The organism is Lacunimicrobium album (genome assembly GCF_052161635.1).
Taxonomy (GTDB): Bacteria; Planctomycetota; Planctomycetia; order Planctomycetales; family Planctomycetaceae; genus SXPC01.
This window is the reverse complement of sequence record NZ_CP197413.1, coordinates 4,714,353-4,739,365: the sequence shown is the minus strand read 5'-3', so window position 1 is coordinate 4,739,365 and position 25,013 is coordinate 4,714,353. Positions and strand designations below refer to the sequence as shown.

The window sequence follows — 25,013 nt, the reverse complement described above, 5'->3', positions numbered from 1 at the left end:
GATTAAGGAGGGAGGTTCACCACAAAGTATACAGATCATCAAAAACAGGAGATCTTACTGATGAATCAATTTTAGAAGCAGCTTGAAAATTTCAGCCGTAATCACGGGAGGGCGAGGCTCCGTCCGAGCCGCTGTCCCGCGTTGCAACGCTACACCGTTTAATCGAGAGCGTATGGTGTGCAGGGGGAAGGGATACCGTCGAGGCCATCAAAGTTCTCTGCACTGATAGAATTTCGCAACGCAAAGAAGCGGCTCACACGGAGGTTCGCCCTCCCGAACCACGACTAGACGTTAAACAAACTATGAACCTGTTTTTTCAATCAGCTTCTAACTTTGTGAACCTTCGTGCCCTTTGTGTCTTTGTGGTGAAGTCTGTTTTTAATTACGAAGCCGACGAGGCGGTGCGTCTTCGCAAGACTGCCCAGTCCGCGATGATGGCAGCCAGTAGCGCCAGCAGGAACAGCATGATCAGGGTCGTGTAGATGCCGGTGAGGTCGAGGGATTCTGCAGTGACCGGGTCAGCGGGTTCCTGTTTCGCGGTGTTGAGGGCGAGCAGGTCGGATTCGTCGCGGTCGAAGAAATTGACGGCGAAGCGGGCCAGGGTGACGTCGTCCTGTTTGATTTCGTAGATGCCTGTTTCGTCGACGAGCGGGAGTTCGATCAGACGCGTCGACGGCAGGGGACGCGAGTCGCCGCCGGTGACGAGTCGGAGTTTGGCATTCTCATCGACGGCGGCATCGAGTGTGAAACGAATGCGTTCGTAGGTCCGGAAGTTCCAGCGTTTGAGTCCCGGTTGATCCTGTCGACAAGCCTCTGCGAGGTTTAAAAACAGGATCGGCCAGTCGGGGCTTTCGGTCAGCGAGGAGGTCGTCAGGTCGATGTTCAGCCAGTAGGCCTGAGTCGAAAGGTCGAAGATTTTACCGAGAAGAACATTCGTGCCGCTGCTGATCAGAGGGGTGACCTGCTTGCCGACGACGGGCGTAATGCCACTCCAGATGACACCTTCCAGCGTGACGCCGTCGAGCAGCGGATTGCGTTTTTCGAGCAGGTAAGGACCGACGATCGCGCTGGGATTCTCTGCCGGTGCCAGCGGACCGATGGCGAGCCAGTAGAGGTCATCGCGACTGGAGACGGGGGCAGACGCCGGGGCGATGACGAGGTCTGCAGATTCCAGGTTGGCTGTCTGCACATCGGGCAGCAGAGAGACCATTTTCTCGATGATCTCGCGCGTTGCGTCGTCGAAGCCGCTGACGATGGCGACGCCGAGAGGTTTGGGTTTTGGTTCGACGAGTTTGACCTGGCTGTCGATGGGGAGACGATCATCGTCGCCAGTGAGGTTGATGCTGAGTTCGCCCAGCCCGCCGGGGACTTTGAACATAACGGGCTGCTCTTCGCCGGGCGTGAGTGTGACGTCGCTATTGAGGAGTTGCTGATTGCCGGAGGAGGCTGTCAGTTTGCCTTGGGAAGGTTTGTCGCTGTAGTTTTTCAGACGCAGATAAACTTCGCCCGCACTGGTTTCGGGCTGATAAGTCCAGTTCGCCGTGACGATGGCGATGTTGGGCTCGCTGCGTCCCAGCGCGACCGTCTCCATGCGTTTGGGGCCGATTGGTTGATCGGTCTGGGCGAGGGAGTCGGTCAGAAAAAGGATCTGGCCAGCGTCTCCTGCCAGCTCAGCGGCGAGGTCCCAGGCGGGTTCGAAAGCGTGCCTGGGTTCTTGTGGCGACCAGGCGGCGAGGAGGTCATCCGCTTCGTCCCACGTGGCTTGCGGGCCAGCGATGAGAGTCGGCCTGCGTCCCGAGCGGATGATGCTCAGTCGGGCATTGCGGCCAAGTTGCGCCATGCGTGTCTCGACGGTGTCACGGGCACGACTGGCAAACGTCGGGCTGTCAGCTTTGCTGTCGACTCGCGCATTCATGGACGCGGAGTGGTCGAGCACAACGATCAGATGCGGCGAGTAATCCCAGGGCGTAAACCGAGGCTGACTGAGCAGCAGGGCGATGAGTAACGCTGCGAGAAGTTCCCACAACAGCGACCAGGAGAGGGGCAGCTGTTCTCGTCGTCGCCCAGCCGACGGTGGCAGGGCATCAGCGGACCAGAGATGAATGCCTGCGATCTCCAATCGCGGGAGTCGGCGGTGAAACATGTGCAGATACACGATCACCGGAATCGACAACAGGGCCAGTAACCCCCAGGGATTCGCAAAGCTCAGGCCCCACATGAATGAACGTCTTTCAGTGATTCAATTGGTGGGACAGACATTCCTGTCTGTCCGGAGTTGTCGGTCTGGTAGGGTCCGCTGTGCGGACCATCAATCGACACTAGTCCCGATACCGGCTATCAAAAATTTACGATGCTGGTCTTTCAGTTCCTCAAGCGAAAATGTCCGCACAGCGGACCCTACGAGAATACGCCCGACTCAGGCGATTCGTTGGAGATCAAACATCGTTTCCGTTGAGGGCATTCCAATGATACCAGACCGACTCGGCTAATGCTTGGATGTTATAACCCCCTTCCAGAAGACTGACGAGACGACCGCCGCAGTGGGTTTCGGCGAGGTTCATCACGATTTTTGTCATGTGGGCGAAGTCACTGGAATTTAAGTGCAGGCCGCCGCTGCCGACGGGGTCGTCTTTGTGGGCATCGAAGCCAGCGGAGATGAAGATCAATTCCGGTTTGGCGATGTCAGCAAATTCGATGACCGACTTTTCAAAACGCTTCAGAACTTCTTCGCGCGGGACTTCGTGCGAGAGGGGAAGATTACACGTTGCACCGACGCCGGCGCCGGTGCCGATTTCGTTTTTCTTGCCGGAGAACGGATAAAGAGGAAAGCGGTGCATGGAGAAAAAATAGACATCGTTGCGGGCGTAGAAGATGTCTTGCGTGCCGTTGCCGTGGTGGACGTCCCAGTCGATGATGAGGACTCGTTTGAGGCCGTATTGATCGATCGCATGCTGAGCCGCGATCGCGACGTTGTTGACCAGGCAGAACCCCATCGCATTGCTCACGACGGCATGGTGACCAGGAGGACGCATGAGCGAAAGAGCGTTGGAGAATTCGCCCGTCATGACCGCATCAACGGCAGCCATCCCTGCCCCGGCTGCGAGACGAGCCACGTCGAAGGAATTCGGCGTGAGCATCGTATCGGCGTCCCAGTAACCGCCGCCATTGCGACAGACGGCTTCGACGCGCTCCAGATATCCGTGGTCATGGATCGCCTGCAGGGCCTTCATCGGGGCGGGCTCGAAAGGGCGGGTCCAGGCATCATGCGTTTGCACGTCTTTCGTGATACCGAGACGTTCCCAGATCGCCTTGAGACGGCCAGGACTTTCCGGGTGTGTCCCGGTTTCATGCAGCAGGCAACGACGATCAGTCAAAAGAAGAGACGACATCAATCCGGCAGACTTTTGAGACGGTGAGAAAATGAGTTTGTCTCATCGTACCTTGGGAGAAGTCATACGCCAACCGGGGAGAGGGAAGACCGCAATGCCAGCGCAAAAAAGAACCCTCGGAGGTTGGCCGAGGGTTCAGCGGGTGGCTGGGGTCAGGTTTTCTAGCTGACCCCAGTTCATTCGCACTTGGGCACACATTCTGGGGTCAGCTAACAAGCCTGACCCCAGCCACCCATTTCATTAACCCGTTACCAGTAGATGTAACGCTGGAATTCCAAGTGGTCGTTGGGTTTTAAGGCAGTGACATCTTCGATCACGTACTGGTTCTCTTCCGAGTCAGTGATGATCTTGCCGGTGGGGCCGAATTCCAGGACGTTGGATTGGGTCCAGCGCATCAGGAAGGTTTCGCGTCCCAGCTGGGTTTCGACGTCGCATTCCAGGAAGCCGTGGGCTAAGCGGATCTTGTGGATGCGGGTGATGCGTCGGAAATGGTAACGACGGTCGAGTGAGGCGCGGACCATCTGCTGCATTTCGACAGGCCATTGGGCCAGATCGCGGATGAGGCCGACTTCGATGTGGTCGCCATGTTCGTTCCACATTCTCAGACTGAGATAACGCAGCGGGTGGTTCGCTGGGAACAGGCGGATCGCGAACACGTCATCGATTTCTTCGGTGGCCCCGCGATCCCAGGTCGCGTCGCCGAGAACTTTCTTGACGTGTAGCTGGCCAGTCGCCCCGACGGAAATCACGTCGCGCAGTGGATCCAGCCAGTGCAAGACGGGACGCTTTGACGGCGTGGGTTCGACACGGTCAGGAGTCGGGACTGACTCCGGGGGAGTTTCGACAGCGGTCGCAGTTGTCTGCGCGATTTCGAGGGTATCGACATTCGCATCTTTGGAAAGCTGCGTCTGGATTTTCACCAGTCGTGCGTAGGTGCCCCCTTCCATGAGAAGTTTGGCGTGAGGTCCTTCCTCGATCAGACGACCACGTTCGAAGACAAGAATCCGGTCCGCATTTCGCAGCGTCGAGAGTCGGTGCGCGATGGCGATCGTGGTTCGGCCCTGGATGAGGACTTCGAGGGCCTGCTGGATCTCGCGTTCCGCCTCTGCGTCGATATTACTCGTGGCTTCGTCGAGGACGAGGATCTTTGGGTTGTAGAGCAGGGTCCGCGCGATCGAGAGACGTTGCTTCTCGCCGCCGGAGAGTCCTGCCCCGTGTTCGCCGAGAGGCGTTTCGTAGCCGAGGCGGTTCCGGGCGATGAAGTCATGAGCCCCGGCTGCTCGCGCTGAGGCAAGGCCTTCTTCGATCGTCGTGCCGGGCTTGCCGTAGACGAGGTTATCCCAGATCGTCCCGCGGAAGAGGAAGGAATCCTGCAGGACGATGCCGAGGTGTTCGCGGATCTGTGTGAGAGACATATCGCGGACGTCGATGCCGTCGATAAGAATCCGGCCTTCGTTGACGTCGTAAAATCGTCCCAGCAGGTTAACCATTGTCGTCTTGCCCGAGCCCGACTTGCCGACAATCCCGATCATCTCGCCCGGCTTGACGTCGAAGGAAACATTCTTGATGACGGGCTGGTGACGGTCGTAGCCGAAGGTGACATTTTCGAATTCGATAGCGCCTTGCACGTCGTCCCAGGGAACGGTGTTGGCTTTCTCATCGATCGCGACGGGGGCATCGAGGATTTCGAGAGCCCGCTTGGTCCCGGTCATGAAGTTCGACAGCCAGGACGTGAAGTTGGAAAGCGTCGTCAGCGGGGCATAGAACATCGCCAGATACGCCAGGAACGCAATCAGCTGCCCGAGGGTCATCTGCTGACCAATGACATCACGACCACCAACATACCAGACGATCAGACCGCCGAGGCTGAAGATGAGCTGCATGGTCGCGGCATACGTGCTGTTGGCATACTCAACACTCAGACGCGAGCAACGCAGGTGTTCGCTGTGCTTCTGGTAGTTTTCAAACTCGCGTTTTTCCTGAGCGAAGGCTTTGACGACCCGAATTCCGGTCAGCATCCCGGAGAGAGCGGCGATCTGCTTGGACGAAGCGTCCCAAAGTCGAAAGTGACGCGGATAAACGTACTTCCAGAAAAACCAGCTCCCGCCGAATAGGAGTGGGACCGGAATCAGCGTGAACATCGCCAGTTTCCAGTTCAGCGACATCAGCATGATCCACACGCCGACGAGCTGGAAGATTTGCAGCAGGAACCCGCCGGTCATCTGGTGGACGAGCCCGTGGATGGCTTCGCTGTCGTACGCGACCCGGCTGATCAGCGAGCCGACCTGATGGCGGTCGTAGTAGGCGATCGCGAGCTTTTCCAGACGCTGGACCATGCTGGCGCGTAGTTGACTTGTCAGACGCGTTCCAATGGACGTCGCCAGACGCCCTTTGAAGACTTCAACCGCGGAGAGCACCATCCGTGAAGCCGCCAGCGACATCACGACGATGAGCAGCGTCGCGAAGATATCCGGCGCCGTCGAGCCGCTGCCGACGGTCAGCACATGGTCGACAAGATACTGCTGCAACTTCGGCGGGACGAGTTCTGCACTCACGCCCAGGATCGTCAATCCGCAGAGGAGCAGGGTTCGCCCCAGCTGTGGGCGGATGAGGTCCTTGACCTGATGGAAGATCTTGTGGTGGTGGAAACAGCGTGGGCAGGTTTCCGAGGCATTCTGCAGGCGTAGCTGACACGTCGGGCAGCGGTTTGCATCGGTCTGCTCGTCTGCATGGACATCGACCCAGCCTTTTTCGTGCAGGACTTCCAGCTTGCGCGCGACGAAGTGGAATCGATCCGCCAGCCCGTTGGAGAACCGCATGACGTCGTTCCAGTGATCGCCGGAACGGATCTGCAGCACACCCGAGCCGATGCCCGAGACGGTGCGCGCCGACTGGATCTCTTTGATGGGGACCGCAATACGCAGTTTCGCCGCTGTGTTTTCCGTGGACGAGGCAGGTTCCTCGATGACCGAGGCATGGTCAGCCGTCACGACGAGCCAGTGTTTGCGTGCCTGGCCGTCATCTCCCAGGTCGGACTCCGCCGACAGAAGAATGGGGCGGTGGTTGAGGTCGTGCAGATTGAGACAATCAGCCACGGCCTGTGGCAGGATTGAAACGTTCATGATGGGGGTGGTCTCCAGACCGGGGGCGACTTTTGCCAGAAGTCAGGGGAAACTGATCGCGATTAGCACTTTCGCGGAAGCGTTGTTTATGCGACTCCGTTCGCACACATGGTGGAATTTCGAGGGAAACTCTATGAGCGGCGGAAAGCAGGGTCAAGAAGAGAAGTTGGAACGTCGGAGAAAAAGGTCAGACGGTTTTGCCACGAAGCCACGAAGGGCACCAAGTCAAACCGGAAGAAACTCGTCAGACGAAAAAGCAAGTTTATTGGTGGCAAGCGTCGAGCGGTTGCTGCAACCGCCGTCTGAACTTGCTGGTGGACGCACATTCTGGGGTCAGCTAACGATCCTGACCCCAGTCACCCCGTCGGTTGCGAATCGGTGGGCATCAACGCATTTCGTCCTTCAAGGGAAATCCGAGTTTCTCCCGAATTCTACGATCCACTTCTTCAAATGGGGTACAAAGTCCTGCTTCCGCTTGCGCTAGTCCCTCTCGGATTGCTTCCAGATCTTCTTCTCGAAAAGTGTCATCAATGAACTGCTTGACACATTGGGCAAAGGAAATCTTGTTATCCTGTGACTCCAATTTCGAGATTGCATACAGACGAAAAGCTTCAATGTCTTCTAACCGTAATGGGCGTATCGTGATCGGAAGTGTTGGAACTGACATGACTTTCTCCTCGAAGAAAAGTCATATTACGATACCCTGGGTGGAAGATCAAAGACTCATTCTACGCCGCTGCCAGCGTTCGCGCTTGTCTGGCCGCGTTGATCCAGCCTTGCATTTTCTCCACTTCCGGGAGCTGTGAGTTTCTCAAGACTGACTGGCCGACCGAGGTCTGCGAGAAGTCCCAGGCCTGGACAGACAGGTCGTCGAGGTTCGCTTTGGCGACGTCGGCTGGTGTGCGGTAGCCGCAGCCGACGAGGATCTGGGCGTGGTAGCCTCGTAGTCCTGGAATCTGGCAGACCAGACGGGCCTGATCCTGCCACTCGCGGATCGTATCGGGCTTGATGTGACTGGTGTTGAGGCGGTGGGCGGTTGTCTTGGCGTCGAGCTTGAGGAAGTCCGCGACTGTCTTGACGTTGATGCGGTAGAAACGAGCAGCCGTCTTCGGGCCAATCGACGGGGCGTCGACGACGTCGCTGGACAGTTCCAAGTGATACTGCGGACCATGAGAAACGGCAGCGACTGGTAATGGTGGTGGCGTCTTGGTAACGGAAGCTGGCGTCGTCGGCAGGATCTGCTCATAACGCACGGGTGATTTCTCGACCACGTGTTGTTTGACTGGTTCCGGTTTCACCATCTTGATTTCGGGACGTCGCGGCTGAGCTTGTTCGACTGACAGGCGAGCCGCTTCCAGCAGATCGATCTCCGCCTGCTTTTCAAGTTCACGCGAGGACTTGGCATTCGCGACAGGAATGTCGAAGTCCAGAGGTGAAGTCTTGACTGGCTTGTGAACAGGGGCTGGCTCGGGCTTTCGCTCGACGCGTGTCGGCGATGCGGTCGCGGCCAGGCTCGATTCTTCTGCTTTCAAGGCAGCAGGAGAAAGGGGAGGGATCGCTTTGATCGGGGTTGGTTCGAGCAGCGTGGAACGGTTGGCGACAGGCACTGGCGGCGGAGTTGGTGCTGTCTTCCGGGCAGGAACTGGCGGAGGCGATTCGACCTGCGTCGAGATCGGGCGAGCCAGACCTTGCTTCTTGTTTGACTTCAGCGACGAGTTCGCGTTGCGGGCCCGGTCTGCCCATTCCTTGACGACCCGCTGCTCTTCCGGCAGGTTATAGACGAGCTTGCCGGTTGCTTTGAGTTCGCGAAAAATCGCTTCCACCTGCGACTGCTCCGCGAGGTGTTCCATCTTCTTGGTGATCCAGTTGACCGGCATCGAGATCGTCGCGAGGAATGTCTCGAGCGTCAGATCGGTTTCTGCAGGCGTTGCTTTGGATTCATAAAACGCACGGTCGAGGACCATTGAAAACGAAACGGCTGCGTACATGAGCAACTGCGAGAGGACCTTCTGCGCGTAATCATCCCAGCCCGCTTCGGGGTAGCGACTGCCGGTCTCGAAGTCGTAGTGTTCAATCAGTGGATGGTAATATTCGTGGGCGAGTGTCGCGCCTTGTCGGACGAATTCTTCCAGCCAGTCCTGAGTCGTCGGGACTTTGAGCTTGGGGATCTCGCCCTGATCGGTCGCGTAGCGCATCAGTTCGTTGTACGACTTGGTGACGCTCCATTCAGCTGCCCGGTGGATCTGAGATTCGCGGGTCGTCTGGCCGGTGTGAAACGGCATGATCGGGTCGGTGAAGTAGTGACTGAGAACGCCCGCCGCATAGACGGCTTCTTCCCATTCTTCCCGCTGCAGCAGTTCGACGGTTCGCTCGTACCAGCCACGAGCGGTGATCGCGGCTCCGCCCCAGTAGTTTTCTGAGACGTGAAGGACGTGATTGCGGAAGTCTTTGAAGATCGTATCCGGGTCTTTGGCACCGCGCAGATAGACGGAGTGATACTTGAGAAACAGATCCCGCCACTGTTTCGAAGAGGGGTGAGACAGGTACGTGAGGGCATCGAGCGCCAGCTTATGGTGCGTCGAACTTGCCTGGGCGGCGTAGATGACCCGAAACAACAAACTCATGACCAGTCCTTGTCGAAATTGAGACGTCAAGGGCTGTGCATATCGGATCGCGATCAGCGCGAACAGACGAGAAGTCGCAGGGGAGGGGGTTTTGTAAATTTGTCGGGGGAGAAGCGGGGGGTGGAGAGGCGTTGAGAACGAGAGTTGCTTATTTTGATGGCCGAGACAGTAAAATGAGCGGTACGATGAATCGTATCTGGAGGTGAACGATGACCGATCAATTCAGTGAAGAACACCAGCAACCATTACACAGCCGAACCGGAGACAGTTCTCAAGATGACTCTCAGTCTGAGTTACTTGAGCGAATCGGACTGTCGCCAGAAGAGCTATTCGACATTCTTGCACCGGCAATCGCTGCGGCTGACAGCGGACATACCAAGGTTTGGGATAAGAAGGCGTTTCTTAAACGAATGCATGAGAAGCGGGATGCGGAATTGCCTGGAAGCTAATAGGGCATTGGGAGCGATTGGTTGCCTGGCGCCCACCCTCATCCGCCCTTCGGGCACCTTCTCCCCTCAAGGGAGAAGGGACGGAATACGGTTCTCAGCAACGGAGAAGGCACTTAACGCCGCTCCCCACAAGGGAGAATGGACAGCCGTTGACCTATACCTCAACCATGTCTTTCGCGGCGGACTGGGTCTCGATCATGTAGTTGATCATCGAGACCAGAGTCGATTTGTTGACCGGCTTGGTCAGGTATTCGTCGCAGCCGGCGTTCAGGCATTTCTCGCGGTCGCCCTGGTTGGCGTGGGCAGTCAGCGCGACGATCGGGGTCAGGAAGCGTTCTTCCCGCAGCATGCGTGTTGCGGCGTAGCCATCGAGGATGGGCATCTGCATGTCCATCAGGACGAGGTCGTAATGCTCGGACGATTTGTGGATCATTTCGAGAGCGACCTGGCCGTTTTCAGCGATGTCGACGTGTGCGCCGGCTTTCTTCAAGATGAAGGAAATCAGACGCTGATTGTCCGGACCATCTTCCACGTACAGGATTCGGTACTTCGATTTGAGGCTGTCAGCAGGTGTCAATGTGGGAGCGACCTTCTCTGAGGCGGGTTTGGCTTGTGGATCGACAGCGGCTTCGAGGACTTCGACAGGCAGTTTGAGGACGAAGCAGGAACCAACGCCGACTGTGCTGTCGACGGTCAGTTCGCCGCCGAGCATATCAGCCAGATTCTTGCTGATCGAAAGTCCCAGGCCCGTGCCGCCGAATTTGCGGGTCAGTGAATAATCAACCTGGGAAAAGGGCGTAAACAGTGTTTTGAGCTTCTCATCGGAGATGCCAATCCCGGAATCGCGAATTTCAACCGTCAGGACGCCCGGCGTCCCTGCGTCGTAGCGGGCACGCAGGCAGACTTGACCCTGACTGGTGAATTTCACGCCGTTGGAAAGCAGGTTCATGACGATTTGTTTGAATCGTTTCGCATCGGTCTTGACCAGGGCAGGGATCGTCCCGGCGAGTTGGAACTGCAGGCTGACATCTTTCGAGCGAGCCAGCGGGCCGACCTGCGTCATGCATTCATTGAAGATGGTCATCGGAGCCGTCGGGCCCATCGTCAATTCCATCGTGCCGATTTCGATGCGGGACTGGTCGAGAACGTCGTTGATAATATCGAGAAGCTGGTGGCCGCTCTTTTGGATAGAAGATATGGCCTGTTCACGCTGGTCCTGATCGGCGTTGGATTGCAGGATGTCTGCAAAGCCCATGATCGAGGTCATCGGAGTGCGGATTTCGTGGCTGATATTCGCGAGGAATTCTGCCTTGATGCGGTTCGCCGACTCGGCTTCCATCTTGGAGATGGTCAGTTCTTTATTCACGGACTCGATTTTATTCATTGCCTCATCGCATTGATCGAGAACGCGGTTGTATTGAGCGGCAATGATTCCTGTTTCCGTGAAATCATCCGCCTGGGCGCGGGCAGTCCGATCACCCAGGATGTTGTTTTCCATTGTGCCAAGCAGATCGTAAAGATCGTTGCGGGCACCGTGTTCGACGACGTTCAGGCCAATCTTCTCTTCTTCTTCGGTCACCCGGAGCGGGATGAAGATCTTGACGACGGACAGGTACAGCATCGAGACGCCAAACGCCCACGCGAAGCAGACAAGGCAACCAATGGCCTGGACGGCAAAGACTTTGAACTGCGTTTCTCCTGGATTCAGTTGGTCTGCATCAATGACGAAGGCCACGGCGAGCGTTCCCCAGACACCGGCGATCCCGTGTGTCGTGACGGCGCCGACGGCATCGTCGACCTTCCAGCGGTTCTCGATCAGTTCCTGGGCGAACAGGCAGATCATGCTTCCAGCGGCGGCAATGAGAACGGTCTCGATGGGGGCAGCCAGATTGCAACTCGCTGTGATACTGACCAGACCTGCGAGAACGGCGTTGATCAGCCATTCGATCCGCATCGGTTTACCGCAAGCAGTCAGATAAATCAGAACTGGGACGGCACCGGCGCATCCGCCGAGGAAGGTGTTGAAAAGAACGAGTGGAGTCTTCTCGCTGTAACCGATCGTGCTTCCGCCGTTAAAGCCGAACCAGCCGAACCACAGCATGAAGGCCCCGAGAGTCGCGAAGCTGGCATTGCTTTGTGTGAAAAGACGACCTGTCCCGTCCGCTTGATAGCGTCCCAGACGCGGGCCGATCACAAGAATTCCAGCCAGAGAACACCAGGCGCCAACGGAGTGGACGACGGTCGACCCTGCAAAGTCGCGAAACCCCAGCGAGTAAAGCCAGCCATGCTGAGCCCCTTCGCCAATGCCGTACCAGGCCCAGTGCCCGAAGATGGGATAGATGATCCCACCAATCGCGACGACAAAAACAGAATAAGCCAGGAATCTCATTCGTTCCGCAACCGCTCCCGAGCAGATCGTCACCGATGTGCTGGAGAAGACCGCCTGGAACATGAAGAATGCGAGCATCGTCGACGAGGTATTGGGACTTCCGAAGAAGAACCCATTCGTTCCGATCAGACCCGACAGGGAGTCTCCGAACATGAAGGCGAAGCCAAACGCCCAGAACGCCATGCCACATAGACACTGATCGATCAGGTTTTTGGCCGCGACGTTAATGCTGTGTTTCGAGCGGCAAAGCCCTGATTCCAGACAGCAGAAACCAGCCTGCATCACAAAGACGAGTATTGTGGCGCAGCCCAGCCAAACAAGGTCAATAGTCGATAGTTCTTGCATGGGAGTACGTAATGTACCTAACGAATGAATCGCCGTGTCCCCCTGAGGCAAGAGGTCCAGCCGGAGGTGTGGCGTCAACATGAGCCACCCGGCTGTAAACTAGGTTGCAAAAATACAACACCGTGGCTTCTTCATCGTAATTACAGCGACACCACTGGAACGTTAGCGCTGAAATCGACGGCTGTAACGGTTGCATCAGCGTTGCGGTAGAGGAAAACACTCCACGGGAGTCATGCGCACAGGAAGATAAGTACGGTCATATTGGCGAACTCAGAGTTCAAAGAACTCACAGCCAAATGGTGGTCAGTGAGTTGATTGGCCAGCAGGGTGTCATCTTAAAGTGTCGATTCGGGAGTCGTGCGATCGACGACACTGTAAACGTCTTTGTCTTCAATGTTGAATGAGACCATCATCTCCGCGAGAAAGCCCAATGTGATTCCCTGGCCACCCAGGAGCAGGCAGGCGATCGAGTAAATCAGCAGGGGGCGAGACCCGATCGGAACTGGCTTCATGAACCCCATGACGTTCATCAAGAACCATTCCAGCCCCAGAAAAACCATGCCCAGTCCGCCGAGAACGAAGAAGAAGAAGCCCCAGCCTCCCAGGAAGTGTTGAGGACGACGGCCGTAGTCAGTCAGGAACGTGACGGTCAGCAGGTCGAGGAAGCCTTTGAGGAAGCGGTTAAAGCCGTATTTCGAGACACCGAATTCACGAGGGCGGTGGTAGACCGGAATCTCAGTCACTTTAAAACCGCGGCCGTGCGCCATGATCGGGATGAAGCGGTGCAATTCGCCGTACATGCGGATTTCCTGCGCAACTTCGCGACGGAACATCTTCAGCCCGCAGTTATGGTCGTGAAGCTTCAAGCCACTGAGCTTGCCGATCATGCCGTTGAAGACCCAGGATGGATAAACTTTGTGCCAGGGATCGCGTCGGTCTTTTTTCCATCCGTTGACGACATCGAACCCTTCGCCCATTTTGTTGAGCATCTTGGGGATTTCGTTGGGGTCGTCCTGCAGATCAGCATCAAGCGTGACGTAAACATTTCCCTTGGCTGTGCGAAAGGCCGCTAACAGGGCAGCGGCTTTGCCGAAGTTGCGACGAAAGCGGATGCCTCGAACGGGATGGTTGGCTGTCAATGACTGGATGATGTCCCAGGATCCATCGCGCGAGCCATCATCGACCATGATGATTTCATAGACAATCGGCTGGCCGTTAATGGTCTGGTCTTTCAACGCCGCCTGGATCTGTCGACACAGCTCTTCCAGCGTTTCGTGCTCGTTGTAGACGGGAACCAGACAGGAAAGATGGACCATGGGAAAATTTCGCTTTCGCGGAGACGGCTGTCGATTCAGAATGACGGCGATTCAGGACTTGGATGCCACCAAATGGCGTTTTTTATACCATCGCGCCACGGACGAACAGACCAGTCCGGCCAGGATGTCCGAGGCAAACATCAAGACACGTAATAAGAGGGCTGCCGAGACTGCCTGCTGATCGTTGATCGAAGGGTCCAGTCTCAAACACTCGACAATGATCGCTTCCCGCACGCCAATACCGCCCGGGGCAAAAACGGCCAGAAATCCGACCGTCGTCGCCAGCATGCAGCTCATCGTCCAGAAGAGACTGTCCGACCAGGTGATGTTTTCGACGCCAATGGAATACAAGACGATTCCCAGCGCCATGCTTTGAATCATCCATCCGACAACGGCGACGATGATCCCAATTGCCAGATCGCGTGTCGTGACTTTTTCACGACGGATCTCTGCGGGGACTTCCCGCATGTCCTGTTCGGTTGGTTCGATGTCATCAGGCAGAACCGGGTCAATCTCTGCCTTCTCGGGAAGCTTGACCACCTTTGACGCGACACGATTCATCAGCCAGCTGATCAACGGAAGGCAGGCGAATGTCAGGGCGACGATGCCCAGAGAAAGGAGAATCGGATGAGCCCCCACAAGGTTCAGGAACCAGCGGATGAGCGAATCCTCTGCCAGCTTATCAACCGCCAGATCCGGCAGCACAATCGGGACCAGACACAAACCTAACAGCAGCCCTGCTCCCATCGACAACAATGTTTCGTAGACAGCCGTCGCGAGACTGACCGCAAATGGAACTCCATATGGCTTGAGCATGCTCGCTCGAATGATCAGCACCATGCCTTTGCCCGGCATATACTTGCCGATCTGTCCGGCATAGTGAGCGCAGAACGTGGGAACAACAGGGGGCCTCTCACCATGAGAAAGTATCAGCTGGCGCCAGAACCAAGCCCCCGTCAGCCAGCTGATTAAAATCACGGGACTACCCGCCCAGATGATCTCCCATCTGACTCCCTCCAGCGACGCATCGGATTGCTGCCAGAGGGTCAAACCTCGCTTACAGACAAACCACAGGAAAGCAATCAGCAAGACCCACTGGCCATACTTCCAAAGCGTTTTGGCAAGGGTCTTCTTGGGCGTCATCCTGACACGTTCAATCTACTTGCTTTGTTCCTTCTCCCTTGAGGGGAGCGGCATTCTATTCCTTCTCCCTTGAGGGGAGAAGGTGTCAGCCAGCACCTCAGGTGTTTTACATTACACAGTGCTGACGGATGAGGGTGGGCGCCAGGCAAGAAAATGCTTTCATTCGATGCAATAAACAACAGGCAAGGTTCTGTTTTCCATGGCTTAGAAAAAGCCATCGTCGTGCAGATCGCCTTCCGTGATGATTTCGTGACCTTTATCGCGCAAAACTTTCGTGGCGGTATCGATGTCATCGACACACAGGGCGATGGCGCCTTTGCCATTCTTCTGGAAGATCAACGGATACGTGTAGTGAATATTGAGTTCTGCCTGCATGAGTGCCAGGCAGATGCGCAGCATCGGCTGAGGGTCTTCTGGAAGAAGGACGCCGAGCATGTCTTTTTCGAAGACGGCGAAATCCGACAGTTTGAAAATCTCACGAGCCCGGTCTGCATCATTGACCATTAATCGAATGCAGGCAAAGTCGACCGAATCGTTGACGCTGAGCGCAATGATCTTCATGTCATGTCGCTCGAGGCTCTTGAAGAGCTGATGCAAGCGACCGACCTGGTTCTCCATGAAGACCGTAAACTGACGCAGGCACGGCCAGTCGTGACTTCGCGACGTCATGGCGTTGATGCCGCCTTTTTCGTCGTCATCTCCGTAATCAAACGGCATTTTAAACCCACACACTTCCTAGGGCGGACGGCGCATCATCGTACGAGGGCGTCCACTTGTTCGATTCACGCTGGTATTCACATCATACAGACCAGAAAACTTCCCTCACATCTTGTGAAAGACTGGGCTGTGTCATGCTATGAACTCTAGAGGAAATAGAGGGAACGGTCAATTTGAGTCTCATTGAGAGATTCTCAAACTGACCTGACACGATCCACCTGACCAGCGATATGATTCTCGTGTTCAAGGATCGCCGTTTTCCTCTCAGGGATGATTGACAAGCAAATGATCAAGACGGTTTTATTCGACCTTGGCAATGTAATCTTCCTATTCTCTCACGAGAAAATGTGCCAGCAGATGGGGGCGTTGTTCGATCAGCCCGGTGAAGCGGTGCGTAAATATCTGTTTGATGAGGGGCATCTGAAGGGCTTTGAAACGGGGCATCTCAGTGAACGCCAGCTGCATCAATCGATGGAGAAGCACTTTGGCAGGCAGGTCGATTTCGATGCTCTGCGACTGGCTGGCTCGGACATTTTCGAGCTCAATCATCCGATCGTCCCATTGATCCATCACCTTCACGAACAGGGTTACAGACTCGTCCTGCTCTCCAACACGAGCATCTCCCACATGGAGTTCCTGCTCGAACGTTACCAGATTCTGCAGAAATTCGACGACTTCGTGCTCTCTTACGAAGTCGGTTCGGTGAAGCCTCAGCCGGAGATTTATCAGGTCGCCTTGAGCAAGATTCAATGCGAACCAGAGGCCTGTCTCTATACGGACGACCTCTTGCCAAACATCGAAGGTGCCATTCCATTTGGCTTCTCGACCCATCTGTTTACGGGTGTCGATCACCTGCGTCGTGCGCTTGAGAAAGAAGGGGTCTGGCTTCCGTTTGCAAATGAACGCCCTTCCCGATAAGAATGGGGAGGGCGAGTCAGTTCGGCAGAGCGATCGACGGCAATATTGCTCAGCGATTTTGAGTCACAGTTTTTATTTCGATATTTTTCACGTCGATCCCAGGATCACTCATTTCGTTTCCGCGTGGCCACGGTAATTTGATTGACTCAAATGGAGGGCACGCATGGACACACGTCGGGCGATCATACTGCTATCACTCTTTACTTTGCTTCCACTGGGTTACATTGGCTACAACGTCTACTGTGAATCACAGTTGATGCCCCTCTCTGACGAGAACGGAACCTACCTTCGTCAGGTTGCTGATCACAATCAGAAACTGCTCGATAAAGTCCGACGAAATATCCAATCCGAAAAAGCAAAAGAGCAGAAGAGCGCGAAACAACGGGCCGCTCAGTAAACGGCGTTGTGGATTGTGGAAAAGCAAAAACAAACGCCAGACACGAATAAGGTAAGCAAAGTGCGCATTTCTCCTGACCGCACAGCAAACATTTCACCCAGGAAATGACGTCCAGACAGAGGACAAAGTTCCGCAGGACGTAAGAATATGGTTGCCGTTGTGCTGACGCTGTGAGTCTGATGAACGACAATTCCTGTCCGCTGACGCCATAGATCTCAAACTGATAGATATTCGCGAATTTTCCATGTCACAAATCACTCACCTGAACACCCTCCTCGTCCCGCATCGCGATGCGCTTATTCATCACCCCGTCTACGCGAAGATGCAGTCGCTGGGGGCGCTCCAGATTTTCATGGAGCATCACGTCTTTGCTGTCTGGGATTTCATGTCCCTGTTGAAAGCCCTTCAGCAGGCGATCTGCTGCACCACGGTCCCCTGGGTCCCGCCGACGAACACGCTGGGCTGTCGCATGATCAACGACATTGTGAGAGCCGAGGAAAGCGATGAAGATGGCAGCGGCAACTTCGCCAGTCACTTCGATCTGTACCGCGTTTCGATGGAAGAATGCGGCGCTGATATCACCGGCATCGATACCTTCATTAACCAACTGCGTCACGGTACCCCCTGGTCGACCGCTCTCGACACCTCTCCCATCTCAGACGCCGCCCGCGACTTCGTCCGCGAAACCTTCGCCATCATCCAGGCCGGCGATCTGTGCGCGATCGCGTCTGCTTTCACCTTCGGCCGGGAAGACCTCCTGCCGGACGTCTTTCAGAGCATCGTCAACCAGCTCAACCAGCAATCCAACGGCCAGCTCCGACGCTTCCAGTACTATCTCGAACGCCACATCGGCCTCGACGGCGACGAACACGGCCCGATGGCAACTCGCCTCATCGAACACCTCTGCGGGGACGACACCGCAAAATGGAAGACCGTTGAAGAAACCGCTGTCCGATGTTTAATTGCCCGCAAGAAACTGTGGGACGCGATTGATAACGCGATTGACCGGGAGTGTTCAGTCTTGATCGCGTGAAGCGAGACGGCTGTGTTGTCGAGTGAATTCAATCGCCGCCGATCTTCTCCCGTTTGTCTTTCGCAGGATGAAAATGTGTCTGCGCCCGGCTGTAGGTGAGAGCTTTCATGTCTACGGTCTGGATGATCATACCACGAGTATTGGCAGCCCCCTCGACATCGTCCATCTCAAAGGTCTCCGACGCGGGCCCGAGGATGGCTGACTGGCCGAAGAGTTGCCAAGTGGGCATCGGCTGTCCCACTGTTCCGCTGACGACGACGATCGCGTGATGTTCGATCGCCCGTGCCTGCGACGTCCAGCGGACTCGCTTGAGACCGGCTTCTGATTCTGTCATTGAGGGGACCAGAATCAGCATGGGCGATTTTTCGACCAGGCCCGCTGAGAGATCGGGGAACTCGACGTCGAAACAAATGAGAATCGCTGTCTTGCCCCAAAGTGTATCGGCGATCGTGATGGTGTTGCCGGAGGTGAAGCCAATGTCGCGTTCCCATTTCGTCGGGTGAATCTTTTTCTGAGACAGCTCTTTGCCATCGGCCTGCACGAGCATCGCGACGTTAAAGAGCTTCTTCGATTCCGCATCCAGTTCTGGCGACGATCCTGCCATGATCGCGATGTGGTGCTTCCTGGCCAGTTGCCTGATGCCTGCAAAATATCCGGGTGTGATCTTCGACGCGATCTCCTGCACGACCTTGCGTTCGCTCTCGATCGTCTCTTCGGCGCCCTCCTGCACCGGCCAGGCATCCAGCGTTAATAACTCCGGCAGCACCAGCACATCGACCTTCCTGGCCACGGCTTCTTCGGTGAAGGCTTCCACCTTGGCCAGGATTTCTTCGAGGGTCTTGTTTCCTTCGACGGGATACTGCACGGAGGCGATTGTCAGACTCTGTTCTTGAGCATGCCCCTCATTCGTCGCCATCAACGAAAATGGGATGACAACGCTGAGCATCCAGAATAAATTCGCAAACCCATCGCCGAGCATCTTCGCAGGTCCTCTTTTATGGTGGTGTCTCCTGACGGTTTCAGGCTAACAGGTAGGGTGAACCGAACGCACGGGGAAAGTTGATGACATGGCGATTACATGCTGATGACGCGAATGAACACCGTCACGGCGGCCACGAGGTTTAAAGCAAGCAATTTCGCAGACTGAACGGCGATTGATGTGAAGAACGCCACCAGGAAGACCACGACAAACAAGGCCGACAGCGGGACGACATACGTTATTTGATCCCACGGGCTTTCAATCAAACCGCTCGTGACAGCAAGAATCGCTGCCACAAGCATGATACCAATGATGGTCATGCCGGAAGCGAACTGGTGAACTTCATAAGCTTGCGAGCCTTACGTTCTTCAGCCAAAAAGTTTGGCAGGTAATCACCAGACTAGTCCTTCGGTGCATCGTGGCAAGCACCTTACAAAGCTGCTACTTTCGATGTAAATGCAATTGCCTGTCAATCCAAAACTAAATTCGACTCACAACAAGCGATGCGTGTTGCAAGCCTTATTGCCAGTACCCGTCGTTTAGTTTTGATATGCTACTATGAAGCTATTCACAGAAGTCAGCCTGTTGCCAAAGGTTGGGATTTGATAACAACTCCGTCATTGCCAAGGCATTCTGTTTTTCAAGAATAACTGGAACAAGCTGCCCATCTGATAATTGATAAAGTCCTGAGGGTAGCTGCAGAGTTCCAATTGCGTCTGTCGTCGCGTTCTGAAATGTTCCAACAAACTCCAAACGTTGGATTTCATTGGATGTATTAACAAATTCCCGAAACATAATCATGTTGTGATGCCTTTCGGGCTAGTATTTCGTGTCCAGCCTTCAGTAATCAATTCGAATTCTATTTTTGTTGGCAGACCTGGTCGTGGTGCAAGAGTTTGTCCTGGTCCAAGTTGCAGTTGAATATTACTTGGGAGGTTTAGCACTTTTCGTACCCGAAGAGATGTTTCATACAAGTAGGACCAGTCTTTTGATTCGACTACTCCGTTGATAAATCTGGTTTCAATTTCGTTTTCTTTACCAAATCTCTCATTCAAAATAAACTTTCGGCGAAGAGCGAAATCGGTTTCATAGCCTCTAAGTAAACGATCTAAAGCTGAAGAAAGCTCGCTATCCGCAAACACGATCTTATTCTCTCCAAGAAGACTCCGAGCTTCATATCGATTTATCATATGGTGATGCGAGAAAAATTTTGATGACAGCTGGTGAACGATATCAACGATCTGATCCTCATTTTCTTCATCGTGTAACCGGAGAAGCTCTTTTGCCAATCTTCGCCCTTGCTGCTGCACTCGATGAATATTCCCTAGCGAGAGTGGATGAACCTGCTCAGTTAGACGCGAGAGAAAAGTCGCTACAAGTTTTCTAGAACCTTCATCTTTTTCAAGCATTTCAGTGCTGATATCGAACTGCTTTAATATAAATTCACGATAAGCAGCTACATCTTCAACGCTAATTCCAATTCTAGTCCCTCGATTTATCGAATCTTCGGGATTGAATTGATTCCCTCCTGTGGGATCAATTGGACTAAGCTCGGAGATTGGAGTTAGTATGATTTTACGCGCACCCAATGCTACAAGAGTGCCTGAACTATTACATGCAAACGGAACTAAAACTTCAAAATCTGGGTCGAACTCTCGTATTAGGCTAACAACTGGCCAAACGGCATGAACGTGCCCTCCTCTTGTGTACAAGCACAGATCAATTTTGGGATTTTGCCCGCATTCTTTGAGAACACGGAAAAGTGGTTCCTTGACATCGATTGAGAACTGTTTGCTCAGCCCTGGAAGGATTGGAGGTGATGATTCGCGGTCAAAATCAAAAAGGCACACGCATGTTCGACCGGGACGAAGCTTTTCCACGGCAATAATATTCTGTTTTCGGTCATCCCGCGGCATTTTTTAGACTTTCATGGAGTTTTCTCGCCAAAATGCTAAATCATTACCAGTAAACATGCAAACCATATGTTCATATCATTGTCATTTTTTCAAATGCAGTTAGAAATTCTCCCTCTATTCCTCCTTCCCCGCCTCCAACACGCTCAAAAACGCCTTCTGCGGGATCTCGACGCTACCAAACTGCTTCATCCGCTTCTTACCCTCTTTCTGCTTCTCCAGCAGTTTGCGCTTCCGGGTAATGTCCCCGCCGTAGCATTTGGCGGTGACGTTTTTACGCAGGGCGGAGATGGTTTCGCGGGCGATGATTCTTGCCCCGATGGCGGCTTGCAGGGGGATTTCGAACTGGTGTTTGCTGATTTGCTCTTTCAGTTTTTTAACCAAGGCCCGGCCGCGGCGGTCGGCGACGGTGCGGTGCATGATGGTGGAGAGGGCGTCGATGCGTTCGTTTTTCACCAGGACGTCGAGTTTGACCAGGTCAGCGGCGGTGTAGCCGATGACTTCGTAGTCCATCGTGCCGTAGCCCTGGGTGGCGGATTTTAAGCGGTCGTGCATGTCGTAGATGACTTCCGCGAGGGGGAGTTCGTAGACGAGTTGGGCGCGTTCGGTACCGAGGTAGTCGGTGGTTCGATAAATGCCTCGGCGGTCTTCGCACATCTGCATGAGGATGCCGATTTTGGTCGCGGGAACGATGAAGGTGACCTTGGCAATTGGTTCGCGGAACTCTTCGATCGAGCCGTCTTCGGGAACGTCTTGCGGGTTATCGAGTTTGCGGACTTCGCCGCCGCGGATGAGGAGTTCGTAGGTGACGTTCGGGGCGGTCTGGATCAGGTCGATGTTCGACTCGTTCTCCAGGCGCTGCTGGACGATTTCCATGTGCAGCATGCCCAGGAAACCGCAGCGGAAGCCGAAGCCGAGGGCGTCGGAGGTTTCCGGGAAAAAGGAGAAGCTGGCGTCGTTGAGAGCCATGCGTCCGAGTTCTTCGCGCAGTTTTTCGAAGTCGGTTGCTTCGATCGGGTACATCCCGCAGAAGACCATCTGCTGAGGCTCTTTGTAGCCCGGGAGTGGTTCTTTGGCAGGATTGTGATGGCCGGTGACGGTATCTCCGACACGGATGTTTTCGAGGATCTTGACGCCGGTGACGAGGTAGCCGACCTGACCTGGGCCGAGCGATTCGCAGGGAGCCATCTCGGGGACGAATTGCCCCATTTCGAGGACTTCGTGAGCGCCGCCGCCTTTCATGAAGCGGATTTTCATCCCCTTCTCAATGACCCCTTCCAGAATCCGGAAGTAGGTCAGAACCCCTTTGTAGGAGTCGTACTTGGAATCGAAGACGAGGGCACGCAGTGGTGCGGTATCTTCGCCCTGTGGACACGGAATGCGCTGGATGATGGCTTCGAGGCAGTCCATGACGCCGACGCCGGTTTTGGCGGAGACTTTGAGGGCATCGTGAGCATCGAGGCCGATGACGGTTTCGATTTCTTCGAGGACTTCATCGACGCGTGTGACCGGGAGGTCGATCTTGTTGAGAACGGGAATGATTGTCAGGTCTTCGGCGATGGCAGAGTAGGCATTGGCAACGGTCTGAGCCTGAACTCCCTGGAAAGCATCGACGACGAGAAGGGCCCCTTCGCAGGCAGCCAGTGAGCGCGAGACTTCGTAGGCGAAGTCGACGTGGCCGGGGGTATCGATGAAGTTCAGTTCATAGAGTTCGCCGTTGTAGTTGAAGTGAATCGCGACGGCGCGGGCCTTGACGGTGATCCCGCGTTCGCGTTCGACATCGAGGTCATCGAGGATCTGCTCTTTGAACTCGCGCTGCGTGATCGCCCCGGTTTGCAGCAGGAACTGATCGGACAGAGTCGACTTGCCGTGGTCGATGTGCGCGATGATCGAGAAGTTCCGAATATTCTTGGTCGGAATGCGGCCGTAGGACTTACGTTTGACTTCGGTAACGATGGACATGGGGAGGAAGGGCTTAGGGCTTGGGGAGTAGGGCTTAGGGAAGGCAAAAGCCTTTGCAAGTCAGGCCTTCAGGGAGGCGGACATGCGAATATGACATCATATCGGGTAGAAAGAGATGGGACCAGTGAAGTGTCATCGGGGAGGAAACTTCGCCGGAGCAGACCCATTGGTAACATTGGATGGGATGAGCAGGGATTTCCCAAGTAACGAGCAGGGACCGACAAAAAAAGAAACCAGTTGACACCCAAAGGCGAGCAACTGGTTTCACAAGGATCGCAATCGAATCGGGACGTTACTCCGCAGCCTCATTCTCCAGTTTGAGGTCTTTTGCGGTGGCTTTTGATTTCAGCTTCACGGCAGCCGGACTGTTGGCTTGCATGTCGCTGATTTCGACGATCATGGCACCGATTTCATCGTAAATCATCGGAACACCCGCACCGCGTATTTTGACGGTGTAGAGTCCTGTCGGGATTCCCTTGTCGAACTTGGGAAGTGTCATTTCGTAGCTTCCGGTCTCGTCGGTTTTTCCATGGGCGACAATTCCATTGGCAGAATGATATTCAATAAGCAGGTCGGGAGCCGGCTTACCGTCAATCGTGACTGTCCCAGTTGCAGGAAACAGCTTGTAGTCTGGCTTGGATGGACCGCAGCCCAAAGCAAACACGGACAGCAAAATAGCGGCTAGAAAAGTTGCCTGACCAGCAGATTCTTCAGCAAGACCGAAGATCGACAAACCCCGGAAAGATGACATGAGACCGCCTTGAATGGCTTCAGATGGGTGAAGAAAAAGCAGCGAAATGGGCCGAGCAGAAACTTCTCGGCCAGGTTTAGAAATGACAGCCCGTCTTAGAATTCGCCGAGGACTGTTCCGTCTTCACGATTGCCGATGTAATTGGTGAGGAGTCCATCGATATTTTCAGACACGAAGCGGACAGCCCCGTCACCCAGAAGGAACTGGGCTCCGCCTTTGTGGTGAGAAGAGAAGCTGTGAGTGTTTGTGCCGTTGAGACGGTAGCCGGTTTCGACAGCTCCTGAAGCAGTAATCCCACGGAGTGTCTGAAAAACAGCGACGTTCGAGCGAGAGGCTTGAGTGGACAGACCTGCCCACACGGATCCTTTGTAATCGATTAAGACTCCGGTCGAATCTTTCCTGCCGTTAATGCCGCGGGCGATTTCACCAATCATGACGGTATTCGAGAGTCCATCGGTGATATCGCGAAAGCGGACGGAGCTATTGGGGCCGAATGAGCCATTTTCGCCGCTGATGCAGCTTCCCAGGAAGAGAGGGCAGTCGTCAGTAGAGTCGTTGAACTGTGTGTTATTGTTTCCGAAAACGCCTTTATAAGTCGAGAGGGCAATTCCGGCGGTCGCGGAGGCGCTCATCAGTCCTTCGTTGAGATTGCCACCTGGAACGCTGGGGCAGCGATAGACTGACAGCGGGGTTTGTGAGAACGGGAGGATGGCTGGCGATTCGGTGAGGATCTGCTTGTCGATCTGCAGGCTATCGTACATCGCGTTTTGTTCAAGCTGCGGGAGGATGAAAGTCCCCCATCCCCAGCCTGGTCCGTCGAAAGTGCCGTAAGAATAATCACGACGCATGTATCCTGGTGGAAGGACATTGAAGGTATCGTGATAGTTGTGGAGAGCCAGGCCGATTTGCTTCAAGTTATTCTTGCAGGACGAACGACGGGCCGCTTCGCGAGCCTGTTGAACAGCGGGAAGGAGCAGGGCTACAAGAGTCGCGATAATCGCGATCACAACCAGAAGTTCGATCAGCGTAAAGCCAGATTTGCGAGACGATGCGCTCGCGTTTGCTGCTGGAGAATCAATAAAAAACATGGAAAAAATACTCCATCGATAACAGCTGTGCCAACAGTTAACGGCGCGTTACTGTCAACATTCAAATCGAGAGTCATATTACGCGCAGGATCTATTAAAACGAGGATGATTTGCGCAGTTCGACTGACACTTTTCGCCTTACCGCATCATTTTTGTCATTTGAAGCAATCAAATCGCCGTTCTTGCCAGAACGGCTGCACAAGAAGTATGCTATTCTGCCAGCTTTGTTGGCACATTCACTGAATTTCAATCGCGTTAAGTGCGTATCGAAAACTTAAGAAATCGCCTCGTCCATGAACAATTCAGAAACCCGCCTCACCGAAGTCGAAATGCAGCTGATGTTGCTGCAGCGGCAAGTGGATCAGCTCAGCCAGGAGCTGTATCGAAGTGCGCTAACGCAGGAGAAGCTGCTCAAGCGCGTTGAGGAACTGGAAAAACAGCGGGCTGAAAGTGATTCCGCAGACGTTGTGGAGTGAGC

21 protein-coding genes are annotated in these 25,013 nt (G+C 54.7%); 5 read left to right on the top strand and 16 right to left on the bottom strand.

The genetic code is table 11. The annotated features are described in order from the left end of the window. Positions 1-382: 382 nt before the first annotated feature. From SH248x_RS18990 to SH248x_RS18970, 5 genes are all read right to left on the bottom strand, one after another. Complete coding sequence (locus tag SH248x_RS18990; RefSeq protein WP_459555899.1) at positions 383-2,218, bottom strand: BatA domain-containing protein; 1,836 nt, start codon at positions 2,216-2,218, stop codon at positions 383-385. Between the two features lie 217 nt (positions 2,219-2,435). Further along, positions 2,436-3,389 carry a histone deacetylase family protein gene (locus SH248x_RS18985; protein ID WP_459555898.1) on the bottom strand — a complete coding sequence of 318 codons (954 nt, stop codon included), beginning with the start codon at positions 3,387-3,389 and terminating at the stop codon, positions 2,436-2,438. A gap of 248 nt (positions 3,390-3,637) precedes the next feature. After that, complete coding sequence (locus SH248x_RS18980) at positions 3,638-6,511, bottom strand: ABC transporter transmembrane domain-containing protein (RefSeq protein WP_459555897.1); 2,874 nt, start codon at positions 6,509-6,511, stop codon at positions 3,638-3,640. A 385-nt stretch (positions 6,512-6,896) separates the two neighbouring features. Beyond that, the gene (locus tag SH248x_RS18975) at positions 6,897-7,178 is read right to left on the bottom strand and encodes a hypothetical protein (protein ID WP_459555895.1); all 282 of its coding nucleotides are present in this window, start codon (positions 7,176-7,178) and stop codon (positions 6,897-6,899) included. Between the two features lie 61 nt (positions 7,179-7,239). After that, complete coding sequence (locus tag SH248x_RS18970) at positions 7,240-9,135, bottom strand: DUF4332 domain-containing protein (RefSeq protein WP_459555894.1); 1,896 nt, start codon at positions 9,133-9,135, stop codon at positions 7,240-7,242. Positions 9,136-9,344: 209 nt separating this feature from the next. Here SH248x_RS18970 and SH248x_RS18965 point away from each other — a divergent pair, with 209 nt between their 5' ends. Beyond that, on the top strand, positions 9,345-9,584 hold the full coding sequence (locus tag SH248x_RS18965; protein WP_459555893.1) for a hypothetical protein: 240 nt from the start codon (positions 9,345-9,347) through the stop codon (positions 9,582-9,584). A gap of 154 nt (positions 9,585-9,738) precedes the next feature. On the opposite strand, the gene amt is transcribed toward SH248x_RS18965, so the two are convergent. From amt to SH248x_RS18945, 4 genes are all read right to left on the bottom strand, one after another. After that, positions 9,739-12,318, bottom strand: a complete 2,580-nt coding sequence (gene amt, locus SH248x_RS18960; RefSeq protein WP_459555892.1) for an ammonium transporter — start codon at positions 12,316-12,318, stop codon at positions 9,739-9,741. Positions 12,319-12,653: 335 nt separating this feature from the next. After that, positions 12,654-13,634, bottom strand: a complete 981-nt coding sequence (locus SH248x_RS18955) for a glycosyltransferase family 2 protein (RefSeq protein WP_459555891.1) — start codon at positions 13,632-13,634, stop codon at positions 12,654-12,656. A 51-nt stretch (positions 13,635-13,685) separates the two neighbouring features. Further along, entirely contained in the window at positions 13,686-14,777 is a 1,092-nt protein-coding gene (locus tag SH248x_RS18950; RefSeq protein ID WP_459555890.1) for a lysylphosphatidylglycerol synthase transmembrane domain-containing protein, read from the bottom strand. 204 nt (positions 14,778-14,981) lie between these two features. Next, positions 14,982-15,494: an acetolactate synthase gene (locus tag SH248x_RS18945; RefSeq protein WP_459555889.1), complete on the bottom strand. Its 513-nt coding sequence runs from the start codon at positions 15,492-15,494 to the stop codon at positions 14,982-14,984. A gap of 285 nt (positions 15,495-15,779) precedes the next feature. On the opposite strand from SH248x_RS18945, the gene SH248x_RS18940 reads away from it, so the two are divergent. The 3 genes from SH248x_RS18940 (at position 15,780) to SH248x_RS18930 (ending at position 17,842) form a co-directional block, all read left to right on the top strand. Next, positions 15,780-16,412, top strand: a complete 633-nt coding sequence (locus SH248x_RS18940) for an HAD family hydrolase (RefSeq protein WP_459555888.1) — start codon at positions 15,780-15,782, stop codon at positions 16,410-16,412. 163 nt (positions 16,413-16,575) lie between these two features. Continuing rightward, positions 16,576-16,809, top strand: a complete 234-nt coding sequence (locus SH248x_RS18935) for a hypothetical protein (RefSeq protein ID WP_459555887.1) — start codon at positions 16,576-16,578, stop codon at positions 16,807-16,809. A gap of 244 nt (positions 16,810-17,053) precedes the next feature. Then, positions 17,054-17,842, top strand: a complete 789-nt coding sequence (locus tag SH248x_RS18930; RefSeq protein WP_459555886.1) for a DUF3050 domain-containing protein — start codon at positions 17,054-17,056, stop codon at positions 17,840-17,842. Positions 17,843-17,870: 28 nt separating this feature from the next. Here the strand turns inward: SH248x_RS18930 and SH248x_RS18925 are convergent, their stop codons facing one another. From SH248x_RS18925 to SH248x_RS18895, 7 genes are all read right to left on the bottom strand, one after another. Next, complete coding sequence (locus tag SH248x_RS18925; RefSeq protein WP_459555885.1) at positions 17,871-18,821, bottom strand: carbon-nitrogen hydrolase family protein; 951 nt, start codon at positions 18,819-18,821, stop codon at positions 17,871-17,873. 95 nt (positions 18,822-18,916) lie between these two features. Continuing rightward, complete coding sequence (locus tag SH248x_RS18920) at positions 18,917-19,141, bottom strand: hypothetical protein (RefSeq protein ID WP_459555884.1); 225 nt, start codon at positions 19,139-19,141, stop codon at positions 18,917-18,919. A 244-nt stretch (positions 19,142-19,385) separates the two neighbouring features. Further along, on the bottom strand, positions 19,386-19,622 hold the full coding sequence (locus SH248x_RS18915) for a hypothetical protein (RefSeq protein ID WP_459555883.1): 237 nt from the start codon (positions 19,620-19,622) through the stop codon (positions 19,386-19,388). Beyond that, positions 19,619-20,737, bottom strand: a complete 1,119-nt coding sequence (locus SH248x_RS18910) for an SDH family Clp fold serine proteinase (RefSeq protein WP_459555882.1) — start codon at positions 20,735-20,737, stop codon at positions 19,619-19,621. Before SH248x_RS18910 ends, SH248x_RS18915 begins: the two co-directional genes overlap by 4 nt. Before the next feature lie 114 nt (positions 20,738-20,851). Beyond that, on the bottom strand, positions 20,852-22,696 hold the full coding sequence (gene lepA, locus SH248x_RS18905) for an elongation factor 4 (RefSeq protein ID WP_459555881.1): 1,845 nt from the start codon (positions 22,694-22,696) through the stop codon (positions 20,852-20,854). Positions 22,697-22,988: 292 nt separating this feature from the next. Then, positions 22,989-23,447 carry a carboxypeptidase-like regulatory domain-containing protein gene (locus SH248x_RS18900; protein WP_459555880.1) on the bottom strand — a complete coding sequence of 153 codons (459 nt, stop codon included), beginning with the start codon at positions 23,445-23,447 and terminating at the stop codon, positions 22,989-22,991. A gap of 95 nt (positions 23,448-23,542) precedes the next feature. Then, positions 23,543-24,535, bottom strand: coding sequence for a DUF1559 family PulG-like putative transporter (locus SH248x_RS18895; RefSeq protein ID WP_459555879.1), 993 nt, complete (start codon positions 24,533-24,535; stop codon positions 23,543-23,545). Positions 24,536-24,828: 293 nt separating this feature from the next. Between SH248x_RS18895 and SH248x_RS18890 the strand changes: the two genes are divergently transcribed. Beyond that, positions 24,829-25,011, top strand: a complete 183-nt coding sequence (locus SH248x_RS18890) for a hypothetical protein (protein WP_459555878.1) — start codon at positions 24,829-24,831, stop codon at positions 25,009-25,011. Positions 25,012-25,013 lie beyond the last annotated feature (2 nt).